Genomic DNA, 14,265 nt, shown 5'->3' on the forward strand with positions numbered 1-14,265 from the left:
CGGGCAAACCTACGGTTCCGTAACCTCGGTTTCATGAGCGCTCCCGCCGACCACCGCGACAACGCCCGCGTGCGCGCGGACGGCGCCGAGCTGGAGGCGCCGCTCGACGAGGCCGTGCGGGCGGTCCGGGACGAGGGCGAACGCGTCGAGGCCGTCGAGACGGACGGGCAGTGGCGAGTCGCCGACTACGGCGACCCCGACTTCACCCACCCCGACACCCGCCCCCGGATGCGGGGTTGGCTGCACCTGTTCGCCTTCTTCGGCTCGATCGTGGCCGCGGCGGTGCTCATCCCGCTCGCCTCGGTCGAGGGGCTGCGGTCGGGACTGTCGGTCGCCGTCTACTGCGTGACCATCTGGGGCCTGTTCGGGATCAGCGCGCTGTACCACCGGCGCCGCTGGTCACCGCGGGCCTGGAAGCTCATGAAGCGTGCCGACCACTCGATGATCTTCCTGTTCATCGCCGGCACCTACACGCCGTTCTGCCTGCTCGCGGTCCCCGAGCCGCTCGGCTGGTGGATCCTCGGGATCGTCTGGGCCGGGGCGCTCGCGGGCGTCGCGCTCAAGATGGCCTGGCCGACGGCCCCCCGCTGGGTCGGTGTGCCGATCTACCTCGCCCTGGGCTGGGTCGCCGTCTTCGTGCTCGTCGACATCCTGCGGCTGGTGGGCGTCACCGTCATCGTGCTCATGACCGCCGGCGGGCTGCTGTACAGCGCGGGCGCCATCGCCTACGCCCTCAAGCGGCCCAATCCGGTGCCCCGGGTGTTCGGCTACCACGAGGTCTTCCACGCGATGACGATCGTGGCCGCGATCTGCCACTACATCGCCGTCTACTTCGCGATCTACAACTCGCCCTACGTCTGACGGCCCTCCTGCCCCCACCCTGCAGAAGGGCCGTCAGACGAACGGCTGGCGCTCGTCGAGCCGCAGCGAGACCCGCCCGGCGAGGCGCCAGGCGCGGGCCACGAGGTCGCGGTCGGCCTCGGTGACCAGGTTGCCCATCACCCGCAGCGCCACGGTCATCAGCACCCGCGAGCGCATCCCGACCGGGCCGGCGGCCGGCAGCAGCCGCGGCACGGTGAGCAGCCCGGCCAGCCGGCGCGCGATGGAGAACGCCTCGCCGTAGTGCCGTCGCAGGGTCGCCGGCCACGCCCGGGACCAGTCGCCCACCCCGAGCAGGTCGACGACCGACCGCCCGGTCTCCAACCCGTAGTCGATGCCCTCGCCGTTGAGCGGGTTGACGCAGCCCGCCGCGTCGCCGACCAGCGCCCAGTTCCGCCCGGCCACCCCGGAGACGGCGCCGCCCATCGGCAGCAGCGCGCTGGCCGGCGCCCGCACCTCACCGTCGAGCTGCCACTCCTCGCGCCGGGCGGCGGCGTACAGCCCGAGCAGGCTGCGCAGCCGCACGTCCGCCGGCCGCCGCGCGGTCGCCAGGGTGCCGACGCCGATGTTCACCTCGCCGGCGTCCGCGCCCAGCGGGAACACCCATCCGTAGCCGGACAGCAGCTCCCCCTCGGCGCCGCGCAGCTCCAGGTGGGAGGAGATCCAGCCGTCGTCCGCCCGGCCCGACCGGACGTAGCCGCGGGCGGCCACGCCGTAGGCGGTGTCGCGGTGCCATTCCCGGCCGAGGACCTTGCCGAGCGGGGAGCGCACGCCGTCGGCGACGACCAGGCGGCGGCAGCGCACCGTCGTCGTCGAGCCGTCGGGACGGCGGAACACCACGGCCCGTACCCGGTCGCCGTCCCGCTCGACGTCGACCGCGCGGGCGCCGTCCATCGGCGTCGCGCCGGCGTCCGTGGCGACGTCGCGGATCCGGGCGTCGAGCTCTGTCCGGGGTACCGCTCCCCCGTGGTCGGGCAGCGATCCGCCCGGCCAGGGCAGCAGCAGCTCCTGCCCGAACCCCGACGCCCGCAGCCCGCGGTTGCGGCCCTTCGAGCGCACCCAGTCCCCGAGGCCCAGCAGGTCCAGCTCGGCCATCGCACGCGGCGTGAGCCCGTCGCCGCAGGTCTTGTCCCGGGGGAAGACGGCGGCGTCGGCGAGGACCACGTCGGCTCCCCCGCGGGCCGCCCAGGTGGCCGCGGCCGAGCCGGCCGGACCCGCTCCCACCACGAGGACGTCGGTCGTGGTGGGTCCTGCGGTCTCCGGCACGACGTCCAGTGTCCCTGACTGTGGCCCTCCTGCAGGGGCCCGCCCCGGAGCCTCCATGGCCCTGTCCAGGGCACCGCCCTGAGCTTGCGAAGGGTGGGGAGGACAGGGTCCTTCTCGGGGGGCAGGCGGGTCCTTCTTCAGCCGAACAGCGGGAAGCGGGCGGCTCCCGGACCCAGTTCCAGCCGGTCGGCCGCGCTGAGCCGTTCCCGGCCGGTGCCGCGGCGGGCGGCGGTGACGTCGTCCCACCGGGGTGGGAGCGGGCCGGGGGCCAGCCCCTCCAGCACGCGCCGCACCTCGGCCAGCGGCTCGTCGGCCGGCCCCGGACGGTCCAGGTGGGCGACGAGGTCCAGGTGGTGGACGGCGGCCTCCACCACGAGCGTGGACAGCAGGTCGGCCACGGTCAGCACCCGGCCCTGGGTGCGCACACGGTCCGTGGCGCCCACCCGCCCGGCGGCCACGACCACGGCCGCGGCCGTCTCGGCGTACCGCTCGGCGATGGCGGCCAGCCCACCCTGGGTGCTGGCGGCGATCCGGGTGCTCCAGAGCTCGTCGTCGTCCCCCGGGGACGGTGGCCGCCACGCCGTCCAGTAGCTCACCGCGTCGGTGTCGGCGGGCGCCGTCGCGGGCGTGGCGAGCGCAACCAGCGCCCGGCGGGCGTCGCCGAGCAGGTGGAAGCCGAGGTCGACCGGGGTCCAGCCGGCACATCCGGTGGGCTGCCAGCCCTCGTCCTCGGTCAGCGCGGACAACAGCGAGGACAGGTCCTCGTAGGCGATGCCCAGGAGGGCCGTCGGACCGGTCATCGGCCCACCCTGGCACCTCGGCAGCCGGTCCGGAGCCCCGCCGGATCAGCTGACCTGCGGACCGCGGGCCCGGACCTCCTCGACCGACGCCATGGCCTGCCGCAGCTCGGCGAGCCAGTCGTCGGCGTGCTGCCCCACGAGGCGCACCGCCCAGACCAGCGCCTCGGAGCGGGACCGGGCCACCCCGGCGTCGACCAGCGTGTCGAGGACCAGCCGCTCGGGCTGGCGCAGCCGGGTCATCACCGGTACCGAGAGCGTGGTGAACAGCTCCCGGACGTCACCGCAGCTGGCGCCCCAGGCGACCGAGCGCCCGTAGCGGTCCTGGGCGGCGTCGGCGATGGCCATGCGCTGCCCCCGGGTCTGCTCGCGGAACCGGGCGATCCGGCCGGCGCGCGCGGCCGCCGGGTCGCCCTCTCCCGCGTCGGGCTCGGGGACGGCGCCGACGACGGTGATCTCGTCCCGGTCGATGATCAGCTCGACCGGGCCGGTGAACCACTCGTCGGGCAGCCGGCCGGCGAACCAGCCGGCGACCTCGGCGCGCTCGACCGGTGGCGACGCATCGGCCGCGCGGCCCCGCGCCCGGCCTCGGCCCATGCCCGGGAAGCCCTCGGGCGGGAAACGGTGGTGACGGTGTCCGTACACGGTGCCCTCCTCGTCGATGGCGACACCATCACTGTAATCGTGTAATCAGTAGCCGGACCCGGTCATCGCTGCGCTCAGAGCGGACACGTCGGTGACCGGTGCCGTGCAGACGAACCCGCGGCAGACGTAGGCCGCCGGCCGGCCGCCGACCACCGGCCGCTGCGCGAGCAGAGGCACGTCCGGCATGTCCGGCTCGCCCGCGACGACGACCGCCCCGGGGCTGGCCGAGGCGCGCGCCGCGGCGGCCAGCGCGTCCCGCTCCGGGCCGGCCGGCCCGCTCACCGCGACCTCCAGCGGGCCGGCGAGCAGCGCCTCGCCCACCGCCGCGGCCCAGCCGGCCGCCCGTGGCGCCTGTCCCACCAGCCGGGCCAGCGAGGCGAGCGCCTCCTCCGCGCGGGCCCGGTGGTCGGGGCGGCCGGCCAGCGCCGCGAAGGTGACCTGGGCACCGGCGGCCGCGGCGATGCCGGCCGGCGTCGGACCGTCGGCCGGGTCGAACGGCCGGTGCACGAGCGCCTCGGCGTCGGCCGCCGTGTCGTACCAGCGCCCGTCCGCGTCGACGAACTGGGTGGCGACGACGTCGAGAAGCTCCCCCGCCCAGGTCAGCCACCGCCCCTCGGCCGTGGCGGCGTGCAGGGCGAGCAGCCCCTCGGCCAGGTCGCCGTAGTCCTCGAGCACCCCGGCGTGCGCCCCGGCCCCGGCGTCCCGGGAGGCCCGCCGCAGCCGCCCGTCCACCCAGTGGACGTCGTGCAGCAGCTCCGCCGCCCGGCGGGCAGCGGCGACCAGCTCGGCGTCCCGCGTGAGCGCGCCGTGGTCGGCCAGCGCGGCGATCGCCAGCCCGTTCCAGGCGGTCACCACCTTGTCGTCCCGCGCGGGCTGCGAGCGCCGGGACCGCGCCTCGGCGAGGGACGCGCGCACCCGGGCCAGCCGGCCGTCGTCGTCCGGGTCGCGCAGCAACTGCAGGGTGGAGGCGCCGTGCTCGAAGGTTCCGCTGCGGGTCACGGCGAAGAGCTCGGCGGCCCAGGCTCCGTCGTCGTCCCCGAGGACGTCGACCAGCTGCTCCGGTGTCCACACGTACGTGAGGCCCTCGACGCCGTCGGTGTCGGCGTCCAGCGCGGACGCGAACCCGCCCTCCGGGGTGCCGAGGTCGCGGAGCAGGAAGGCGGCGGTCTCGTCGGCGACCCGGCGGGCCCAGTCCAGGCCGGTGGCCCGCCACAGGTGCGAGTAGACGCGGAGCAGCAGCGCGTTGTCGTAGAGCATCTTCTCGAAGTGCGGCACCACCCACTCGGCGTCGACCGAGTAGCGGGCGAACCCGCCGGCCAGCTGGTCGTAGATGCCGCCGCGCGCCATCGCCTCCGCGGTGTGCACGGCCATGCCCAGCGTGTTCTGGTCGCCGCGGCGGGCGTGCGCCCGCAGCAGGAACTCCAGCAGCATGGACGGCGGGAACTTGGGTGCGCCGCCGAAGCCCCCGTGCCGCCGGTCCGCGTCGTCGGCCAGCCGGGCGACCGCCTGGTCGAGCAGGTCCGCGGAGAGCGGGGCCGGCGCCCCGAGGTCGAACCGGCTGGAGATCCCCTCGACGATCCGCGTGCCGGCGTCCTCGAGCTCCTCCCGGCGGGTCGCCCACGCCTCGCTGACCGCGGACAGCACCTGCCGGAAGGCCGGCATCTGCGGGTGCGGGCGGGGCGGGAAGTAGGTGCCGCAGTAGAAGGGGGCGCCGTCCGGGGTGGTGAAGACGGTCATCGGCCAGCCGCCCTGGCCGGTGAGCGCCTGCGTGGCGGCCATGTACACGCTGTCGACGTCCGGGCGCTCCTCCCGGTCGACCTTGACGCAGACGAAACCGGCGTTCATCTGCGCGGCGGTCGCCGCGTCCTCGAAGGACTCGTGCGCCATGACGTGGCACCAGTGGCAGGCCGCGTAGCCGACCGAGACCAGCACCGGGACGCCGCGCTCCCGCGCCTCGGCGAAGGCCTCCTCACCCCACTCGCGCCAGTCGACCGGGTTGTCGGCGTGCTGGAGCAGGTAGGGGCTGGTCGCGTTCCGCAGCCGATTCGCCATGTCCCTCACCGTTCCCTCCCGGGTCTGCGTCCGAACCAGAACGCCGGTGCCGCCACGGCACCGCAGCCGGTCGATCATGGACGCCGTGGCCCGCGGAACCCTGCACGTCCACCTGGGCGCTGCTCCTGGCGTCGACACGGCCTCCGCCCTGCTCGGCGAGGCGCACCGGCGGCGGTCCCGGGGCACCGATGTCGTCGTCGGGCTCGTCTTGACCTCCGGCCGGCAGCGGACGACCGAGCAGCTCGAGGGTCTGGAGGTGCTGCCGCGCCGGGAGGTCCCCCAGCGCGGCGGGACCGTGACCGAGCTCGACGTCGACGCGGTGCTGGCCCGGCACCCGGAGGTCGTCGTCGTCGACGAGCTGGCGCACACCAACGCGCCGGGGTCGCGGAACCCGCGGCGCTGGCAGGATGTCGAGGAGATCCTCGACGCGGGCGTCCACGTGCTCTCCACGGTGAGCATCCAGCAGCTGGAGAGCCTCGCCGACGTCGTCGAGCAGATCACCGGCGTCACCCCGCACGAGTCGGTGCCCGACGCCGTGGTCCGCCGCGCCGGCCGGATCGAACTCGTGGACGACGTCCACCCCGGGCCGCAGGTGGACGCCGCGCTGAACGGCTGCGCCCGCGTCGGCAGCCCGAGCGCGCTGCGCGAGCTGGCCCTGCTTTGGCTGGCCGACCGGGTGGACGAGGGGCTGCGGCGCCACGAGGCCGAGCACCACATGGACCACGTCCGGGAGAGCCGCGAGCGAGTGGTGGTGGCGCTGACCGGGGGCGCCGAGGGCGAGACGCTCATCCGCCGGGCTTCCCGAGCTGCCCAGCGCTCCGGCGGCGACCTCGTCGCCGTGCACGTGCTCGCCTCGGACGGCCGCACCGGCGCCTCGCCCTCCGCCCTGCGCACGCTCCGCGAGCTGGTGGAGAGCCTGGGCGGCAGCTACCACCAGGTCGTCGGCGACGACGTCGGTCGGGCCCTCGTGGAGTTCGCCCGCAGCGTCGACGCCACCCGACTGGTGCTCGGCACGAGCCGTCGCTCCCGCTGGGCCCGCGCCCTCCGCAGCGGGATCGGCGCCCAGGTGATCGCCGACTCCGGCGAGATCGACGTGCACGTCGTCACCCACTCCGCGGCCGGCTCCCGCGGGTGGCGGCTGCCCCCGCTGACCGGGTCCCTCACCCCCCGCCGCCGGTGGCTCGGCCTGACGCTCGCACTGCTCGGCGTGCCGGCGGTGACCGCGGTGTGCCTCGCGGCCGGTCCCGCGGTCTCGCTGCCGGTCGTCGTGCTGGCCTTCCTGTTGCTCGTCCTCGCCGTCGCCCTGATCGGGGGGCTCGGGCCGGCGGTGGTGGCCGCCGTGCTGGGCGGGCTGGTGGAGAACTGGTTCTTCGTCGCCCCCACCCACCAGTTCACCGTGCACGAGGTCGACGACCTGGTGGCGCTCCTCGGCGGGCTGACCGTGGCCGTGACCGTGGCCACCGTGGTGGACCGTTCCGCACGACGGGCCACCGTGGCGGCCCGCTCGCAGGCGGAGACGGCGATGCTGACCTCCCTGTCGCGCGCCGTGCTGGCCGGTGACCGGGGGCTGCCGAGCATGCTGGAACAGATCCGCGAGGCGTTCGGGTTGCGGGCCGTGACGATGATCGAGCGGAAACGCGACGGGGACCTCGTCGTCGGCACGTGCGGCCAGGCCGACGGCGACGCCCCCGACGATCCCGTCGAGGACGTGCCCGTCACCGAGACCCTCGTGCTGCGACTCACCGGCCGCTGCCTGCCCGCCAGCGACCGGCGGGTACTCGTCGCCTTCGCCGAGCAGGCCGCCGTGGCACTCCAGCAGGGCCGGCTGGCCGCGCAGGCCGCCGAGGCCGACCGTCTCGCCGCCGGCAACAGCATGCGCTCCGCCCTGCTCGCTGCCGTCAGCCACGACCTGCGCACCCCGCTGGCCGGGATCAAGGCCGCCGTGTCGGCCCTGCGCTCCGACGAGGTCGACCTCGACGACGCCGACCGGGCCGAGCTCGAGGCGACCATCGACGAGTCGGCCGACCGGCTCTCCGACCTGATCGACAACCTGCTGGACATGAGCCGCCTGCAGGCCGGGGTCGTCAGCCCGGCGTTGAGCCCCTCGGACGTACCGGCCGTCGTGCACCACGCACTGAGCGGGCTCGACGGAGCCGATCGCGCCCGCGTCGAGATGGACTGGCCGGACGACCTACCGCCCGTCCGGGCCGATCCCGGCCTCCTCGAGCGGGTGGTCGCCAACCTCGTGAGCAACGCGGTGCGTCACGCCCCCACCAGCCCGGTCACCGTGGCCGCCGGTGCGTCCGGGGGGCTGCTCGAGGTGCGGGTCGTCGACCGCGGACCGGGCGTTCCCCTGGCCGACCGCGACCGGGTGTTCGCGCCGTTCCAGCGGCTCGGCGACGCGCCCGCCGGTCAGGGCGTCGGCCTCGGACTGGCGGTGGCGCGCGGCCTGACCCAGGCGATGGACGGAACCCTGACCGCGGAGGACACCCCGGGCGGAGGCCTGACGATGGTCGTCTCCCTGCACGCGGACGCCGTCCCCACCCCTGCCGCTCCCGTGGCGGCGCCATGAGCCTCGTCCTGGTCGTCGACGACGACCCCCAGCTGACCCGGGCCCTGCGGATCACCCTCCGCGCATCCGGGTACGAGGTGGTCACCGCGCCCGACGGGCGGACGGCGCTCCGTGAGGCGGCCGCGCGCCATCCCGCCCTCGTCGTCCTCGACCTGGGCTTGCCCGACCTGGACGGCACCGAGGTCCTCGCGGAGCTCCGCCCCTGGTTCACCGGGCCGGTGCTCGTGCTGTCGGCCCGGGCCGACAGCCGGGACAAGGTCGGTGCGCTGGACGCCGGCGCGGACGACTACGTCTCCAAGCCCTTCGACCTGGGCGAGCTGCTGGCCCGGCTTCGGGCGCTCCAGCGCCGGGGTGTCCCGGAGCCGGAGGCCTCGGTGGTGCGGTCCGGCGCCTTCACCGTCGACCTGACCGCCCAGCAGGTGACCGTGGACGGCGCTGTCGTCCGGCTCACCCCGACCGAGTGGGGCCTGCTCTCAGAGCTGGTGCGCGCGCCCGGCCGGCTGGTCGGCCAGCGACAGCTGTTGCAGGCGGTGTGGGGACCGGCGTACGAGAAGGAGACGCACTACCTGCGGGTCTACATGGCTCAGCTGCGCCGGAAGCTGGAGCCGGACCCGGCCCAGCCACGCCACCTGCTCACCGAGCCGGGGATGGGCTACCGCTTCACGCCGTGACGGCCGGTCAGCCCACGTGGACACGCGGACGGCGCGTGCGGTCGGGCTCGGCCTCACGGAGCACCTCGCGGGTCACCGGGGCCACCTCGCCCGCGCCGGTGAAGACGAACCGCAGCAGGTTGAGCAGCGGATTGCCCTCGGTCCACTCGAAGTAGATGTGCGGGACCCGGTTCGTCTCGTCCCGGACGTACAGCAGCAGTGCCGCCAGCGCGTTCGCGATGCTGGAGCTCCCCATCCGGAGCACGCGGTACTGGTCGTGGGCGATCTCACCCCGGACGTCGAGCGCCGTCTCGAACTCCGAGGGGTCGGTCAGCGTGACCTCGACGAAGATCATGTCGTCGTCGGGCAGGTCGTTGTCGCCCTGGATCTGCCGGAGCTTCTCCCGGTACTCGGCCGCGTCCAGGGCGCCCGGCTCGTTGGCGACCAGACGGATCTTGCGCCGGGCACAGTCCCGGACGAACAGCTCCGCCTTCGGGTCCAGCCGGACCTCGGTGACCCGCAACTCGAGGGAGCGCGCCAGCCGGGAGACGAGGGAGAGCACCACCATCCCGGCGATGAAGCAGGCGGCGATCATCACGCCGTCGGGACGTTCCACGACGTTGACGCCCGTGGCGTAGACGAAGATCGCAGCGATGACGGTGAAGCCGATGGTGAGCCGCCGCTGGCCCGCCCGGCGTGCGGCCAGGGTGACGGCGATCGCGGCGGAGGTGATCAGCGCCAGGACGCCGGTGGCGTAGGCGCCGCCCTGGGCGTCGACGTCGGCGTCGAAGATCCAGGTGACCAGGAACGCCACCGCGGTGAGGACCAGCACCATCGGGCGGACCGCCCGGGCCCAGTCCGGTGCCATGCCGTAGCGCGGCAAGTAGCGCGGGAGCAGGTTGAGCATGCCGGCCATCGCCGAGGCGCCGGCGAACCACAAGATCGCGACGGTGGCCGCGTCGTAGACGGTGCCGAAGCCCTCCCCCAGGTGCTCGTGCGCCAGGTACGACAGCGCGCGGCCGTTCGCCTCCCCACCCGGCTGGAACTGGTCCGCCGGGATGAGCAGCGTCGTGATCAGGCTGCTGGTGATCAGGAAGACGGTCATGGTCAACGCCGCGAAGGTGAGCAACCGCTTGGTGCCGCGGATCCGGCCGACCGGGCGCTCATCGGTGTCGCCCGGATCGCCCTGCACGTGTGGCGCGACGGCCACGCCGGTCTCGAAGCCGGACAGTCCGAGCGCCAGCGCCGGGAACACCAGCAGCGCGGCCGCGACCATCATCACCGGGCTGCCGTGCTGGGTGGTCAGCGCGGCCCACCAGTCGGTCACCAGCACCGGCGCCGTGGCCACCTCCCGCAGGCCCGCGGCCACCACGACCACGTTCAGCGCGAGGTACACGGCGACCAGGCCGACAGCCACCCCGATCGCCTCGGCAAACCCCTTGAGGAACACCGCCCCGAGCAGCGCGAGCAGTCCCAGGGTGACGGCCACCTCGTGCCCGTGCAGCGCCGAGGGCACGAGCGGGTTCTCCACGATGTGCGCCGTGGCGTCCGCCGCCGACAGGGTCATCGTGACGATCCAGGACGTCGCGGCGAAGCCCAGCAGGGCCAGGACGAACAGCTTCCCCTTCCAGAAGGGCAGCAGCCGCTCCAGCATCGCGATGGACCCCTCGCCGTGCGGACTCTCCTCGGCCACCCGCCGGTACACCGGCAGGGCTCCGAAGAGGGTCAGCGCCACCAGCACCAGCGTGGCGAGTGGCGAGAGCAGCCCGGCCGCCAGCGCGGCGATCCCGGGCTGGTAGCCCAGGGTGGAGAAGTAGTCGACCCCGGTGAGGCACATGACCTGCCACCACCGATGCGTCTTGTGCGTCGTGGCCGGGTGCGCGTGCGGGCCGGGGAAGCGGCGCCTCTTGGGTGCGTGACCCTGCAGCAGCCAGTCCCGCAAGGGTGACGGGCGTTCCACCGGCGCCTGTGTCTCGGTCGAGGTGGCCACCTGCGCTCCTGTCCCCGTCGGAGTGGGCACCGGACTCGGGTGGAATCGACGGTACGGCCGGCAGACGGCCAGGGACGTCCATCGACCGGGTCGCGGGCGTAAGGATTCCGTCAAGATCCGGCGTGGGGCTGATCGCCACGGAGCGCGACCGATGACCGTGGACGGCGCTCTCCCGATCCTTCGCGTACCGCCGTGACACGCGAGGACGGCGGCTGGATCGACCTGTCGGTCGGTGGCCCGGACACCGAGCTGGTCACTGCCGACGTGTCCGTCGGTACCGCCACCCACCGAGCCCCGCAGAGCGATGGCTCACCGCGCCGAGCGACGTTGTGGCTGCGATCCGTCAGGACACCCCGGCCGGCACAGAGAACTGACAGTCGAACTCGCGCGACTTCATCGCTTGTGGTGAGGGCCGACATCTGGTAATGGCTGGGCGTGTCTGCGGATGCTCTGGGTGGTTCGCATCACACCTGGAGGAACCCGTGAACCGACCCCGCACCCTCTCCACCCTGATGGTCGTCCTGACCGCGGTCGCCGCGGTCCTGGTCGGCCTGGTCACCCCCGCCGCCGCGGCTGCGCCCTACTGCGGCATCACCTGGGGCTCACTCACCAAGGTGAGCACCGCGGCCGACTCGGAGGTCCTCACCGACGTCCGCGCCGGCCGCCACGCCTGCTTCGACCGCCTGGTGATCGACCTGACCGGGCAGGACAACTCGTTCCGCTCGTACGACGTGCGTTACGTCGGCCAGGTCACCGAGGACGGCTCCGGCCGCGTCGTCCCGCTCCGCGGCGGCGCCGATCTGCAGATCGTCGTCCGGGCGCCCGCCTACGACGAGAACGGCGAGACCTACCGGCCCGGCAACCGCGCCGAGCTGGTGCGGGTCAACGGCTGGACGACCTTCCGCCAGGTCGCCTGGGCGGGCTCGTTCGAGGGTCAGACCACCCTCGGGCTCGGCGTCCGCGCCCGGCTCCCCTACCGGGTCTTCACGCTGGCCGGCGCGCCGTACTCCGACCAGGGTCCGCGGCTCGTCATCGACGTGGCCCACCGCTGGTGACCCCCGCCCGGCCTCCGGGCCGGTGCACGACAGGTCCCGCCGGTCCCGGCCCCAGGTCGGGGCCGGCGGTCCGTGCGGACTCAGGCCGGAGGTGGCTGGGAGCGGTCCGGCGTCCCGGACTCGTCGTCGCGCGGCGGCTCGATGGCCCGGGGGGCGCGGCGGAGGGTGTCCAGCAGCCCCTGCCCCGGGGGCTGCTCCTCCAGCAGCTCCGCGGGGGTGTCCGGCACCTGGTCGGCCGGGTCGAAGCTGGAGGGGACCTTCTTCAGGTGCCGGCCCATCGACCGGCCGAGCAGCAGGACGGCGATGAGCAGCAGCACGATCAGCAGCAGCCCGAAGGGGCCGCCCTTGCCGACGTCCTCGGGGAGCTGCTCCTCGGCGGCGGCCAGCACGTCCACCCAGGCGCCGGTCATGCCGCACGCTCCGCGGTGCGCAGCCCCGCGAACAGGTCGTCCTCGGGCACGGTCGCCTCGATCACGGACCGGGCCAGCTCGTAGTCCTCGGTCGGCCAGGTCTGGGTCTGCAGGTCGAGCGGCACGGAGAACCACCGGCCGGTCGGGTCGATCTGGGTCGCGTGCGCGACCAGCGCGGCGTCACGCACCGGGAAGTACTCCGCGCACGGCACCTGGGTGGTGACCCGGTGACTGATGTCGTGGGCCGGGTCCCAGCTCTCCAGCCACTCCGTGTAGGGCGACTCCGCGCCGGTGGCCAGCATCGCCTCGTGCAGCGCCTTGGTGCGCGGCAGCGTGAACCCCATGTGGTAGTAGAGCTTGCTCGGCTGCCAGGGCTCTCCGAGGTCGGGGTAGCTGTCCGGGTCATCGGCGGCGTCCCAGGCGTGCATGGTGATCTCGTGGACCTTGACGTGGTCCGGGTGCGGGTACCCGCCACGCTCGTCGTAAGTGGTGATCACGTGCGGCTTGAACCGGCGGATCAGCTCGACCAGCGGCGCAGCGGCCTCCTCGGTGGGCACCAGCGCGAAGCAGCCCTCCGGCAGCGGCGGCAGCGGGTCGCCCTCCGGCAGCCCGGAGTCGACGAAGCCGAGGAACTCCTGCTCGACGCCGAGGATCTCCCGGGCGTGGGCCATCTCCTGCTCGCGGATCTCCGCGATCCGCTCCCACACCTCGGGGCGGTCCATGGCCGGGTTGAGCACCGAGCCCCGCTCCCCACCGGTACAGGTGGCCACGAGCACGCGGTGGCCCTCGGCCACGTACTTGGCCATGGTGGCCGCGCCCTTGCTGGACTCGTCGTCGGGGTGCGCGTGCACCGCGAGCAGGCGCAACTGGTCCGGTTCGGTCACGCCGACATTGTCCCCCGAGCCCGCGCGAGCGTCGAAGGGCCCGGAGTGGGACCGGCCACTCCTCCCGGCTGCACCCGCCCGGCCGGGGTGCCGATCGATGCGACCCCCTCGAGATCGGTGTTAGGTTGCCCGGATTGACCAAACCGCCGGCTAGTTACCGCGGGCCACGCAAAGAGCACTGGGAGTCATCCGTGTCCACCCCCACTGACGAGCAGGACCAGGGCGTCTGGCTGACGCAGGAGGCCCACGACCGGCTGAAGGCCGAGCTCGACCAGCTGGTGGCGAACCGTCCGGCCATGGCTGCCGAGATCAACGCCCGACGTGAAGAGGGCGACCTCAAGGAGAACGGCGGGTACCACGCGGCCCGCGAGGAGCAGGGCAAGCAGGAGGGCCGGATCCGGCAGCTCACCGACCTGCTGCGCAAGGCGCGCGTCGGCGAGCCGCCCACGACGGCGTCCCGCGCCGCCGTCGGCACCGTCATCACGATCGCGTTCGACGGCGACGAGGACGACACCGAGAAGTTCCTGCTCGGGTCCCGGGAGATCGCCGGGACGACGCAGCTGACCGTCTACTCCCCGGAGTCCGCCCTCGGGGCGGCCATCATCGGCGCCGACCCGGGCGCGACGGTCACGTACACGGCGCCCAACGGCAAGGACATCTCCGTGAAGGTCCTCGCTGTCGAGCCGTTCGTCCCCTGAGCGCCGCGGTGACCGGCGGGCGCGCCCGCTCGCGCCGGGCCGAGAACACCGGCTTCGTCTGCGTGCACTGCCAGTCCCGGGTCCCGGCGAACACCGACGGGCACTACCGCAACCACTGCCCCCGGTGCCTGTGGTCGCTGCACGTCGACGACGAGCCCGGCGACCGGGCGAGCGACTGCCGCCAGCCGATGGAGCCGATCGGCCTGGTGGAGAAGTCCGGCAAGGGCTGGCAGGTGGTGCACCGCTGCACGCGGTGCGGCCACCGCCAGCCCAACCGGCTGGTGCGGGACGGCGAGGCCCCCGACGACCTGGACCTCGTCCTCTCCCTCCCCTGGCTGTGAGCGCCGGGCGTGAACCCAGGTCACCT

Annotated in this window: 13 protein-coding genes; 6 read left to right on the forward strand and 7 right to left on the reverse strand. The window is 74.2% G+C overall.

The window, feature by feature from the left end; genetic code table 11:
• The first annotated feature begins 33 nt into the window (after positions 1–33).
• Entirely contained in the window at positions 34–861 is an 828-nt protein-coding gene (gene trhA / locus HK417_RS08740) for a PAQR family membrane homeostasis protein TrhA (RefSeq protein ID WP_222265446.1), read from the forward strand.
• 33 nt (positions 862–894) lie between these two features.
• Here the strand turns inward: trhA and HK417_RS08745 are convergent, their stop codons facing one another.
• The 4 genes from HK417_RS08745 to HK417_RS08760 form a co-directional block, all read right to left on the reverse strand.
• Positions 895–2,145 (reverse strand): geranylgeranyl reductase family protein, encoded by a 1,251-nt coding sequence (locus HK417_RS08745; RefSeq protein WP_308123460.1) that lies wholly within the window; start codon positions 2,143–2,145, stop codon positions 895–897.
• Positions 2,146–2,282: 137 nt separating this feature from the next.
• Entirely contained in the window at positions 2,283–2,945 is a 663-nt protein-coding gene (locus tag HK417_RS08750) for a maleylpyruvate isomerase N-terminal domain-containing protein (protein ID WP_222265450.1), read from the reverse strand.
• Between the two features lie 45 nt (positions 2,946–2,990).
• Positions 2,991–3,587, reverse strand: a complete 597-nt coding sequence (locus HK417_RS08755) for a hypothetical protein (protein WP_308123461.1) — start codon at positions 3,585–3,587, stop codon at positions 2,991–2,993.
• A gap of 45 nt (positions 3,588–3,632) precedes the next feature.
• On the reverse strand, positions 3,633–5,639 hold the full coding sequence (locus HK417_RS08760) for a thioredoxin domain-containing protein (protein ID WP_222265452.1): 2,007 nt from the start codon (positions 5,637–5,639) through the stop codon (positions 3,633–3,635).
• A 76-nt stretch (positions 5,640–5,715) separates the two neighbouring features.
• Here HK417_RS08760 and HK417_RS08765 point away from each other — a divergent pair, with 76 nt between their 5' ends.
• A complete protein-coding gene (locus HK417_RS08765; protein WP_222265454.1) occupies positions 5,716–8,211 on the forward strand; it encodes an ATP-binding protein in 2,496 nt (831 codons plus the stop codon).
• Complete coding sequence (locus HK417_RS08770; protein ID WP_222265456.1) at positions 8,208–8,882, forward strand: response regulator; 675 nt, start codon at positions 8,208–8,210, stop codon at positions 8,880–8,882. Before HK417_RS08765 ends, HK417_RS08770 begins: the two co-directional genes overlap by 4 nt.
• Positions 8,883–8,889: 7 nt before the next feature.
• Here the strand turns inward: HK417_RS08770 and HK417_RS08775 are convergent, their stop codons facing one another.
• Positions 8,890–10,851, reverse strand: coding sequence for an amino acid transporter (locus HK417_RS08775; protein ID WP_308123462.1), 1,962 nt, complete (start codon positions 10,849–10,851; stop codon positions 8,890–8,892).
• 482 nt (positions 10,852–11,333) lie between these two features.
• Here HK417_RS08775 and HK417_RS08780 point away from each other — a divergent pair, with 482 nt between their 5' ends.
• The gene (locus HK417_RS08780; RefSeq protein WP_308123463.1) at positions 11,334–11,906 is read left to right on the forward strand and encodes an AMIN-like domain-containing (lipo)protein; all 573 of its coding nucleotides are present in this window, start codon (positions 11,334–11,336) and stop codon (positions 11,904–11,906) included.
• A gap of 80 nt (positions 11,907–11,986) precedes the next feature.
• On the opposite strand, the gene HK417_RS08785 is transcribed toward HK417_RS08780, so the two are convergent.
• The gene (locus tag HK417_RS08785; protein ID WP_222265458.1) at positions 11,987–12,316 is read right to left on the reverse strand and encodes a hypothetical protein; all 330 of its coding nucleotides are present in this window, start codon (positions 12,314–12,316) and stop codon (positions 11,987–11,989) included.
• Entirely contained in the window at positions 12,313–13,200 is an 888-nt protein-coding gene (gene mca / locus HK417_RS08790; protein ID WP_222265460.1) for a mycothiol conjugate amidase Mca, read from the reverse strand. The genes HK417_RS08785 and mca overlap by 4 nt, the downstream gene beginning before the upstream one ends.
• 191 nt (positions 13,201–13,391) lie before the next feature.
• Here mca and greA point away from each other — a divergent pair, with 191 nt between their 5' ends.
• Both greA and HK417_RS08800 read left to right on the forward strand, forming a co-directional pair.
• A complete protein-coding gene (gene greA, locus HK417_RS08795) occupies positions 13,392–13,898 on the forward strand; it encodes a transcription elongation factor GreA (protein WP_222265461.1) in 507 nt (168 codons plus the stop codon).
• Between the two features lie 8 nt (positions 13,899–13,906).
• On the forward strand, positions 13,907–14,239 hold the full coding sequence (locus HK417_RS08800; RefSeq protein ID WP_308123464.1) for an RNHCP domain-containing protein: 333 nt from the start codon (positions 13,907–13,909) through the stop codon (positions 14,237–14,239).
• Positions 14,240–14,265 lie beyond the last annotated feature (26 nt).

The organism is Modestobacter marinus (assembly GCF_019799945.1).
Classification (GTDB): domain Bacteria; phylum Actinomycetota; class Actinomycetes; order Mycobacteriales; family Geodermatophilaceae; genus Modestobacter; species Modestobacter marinus_B.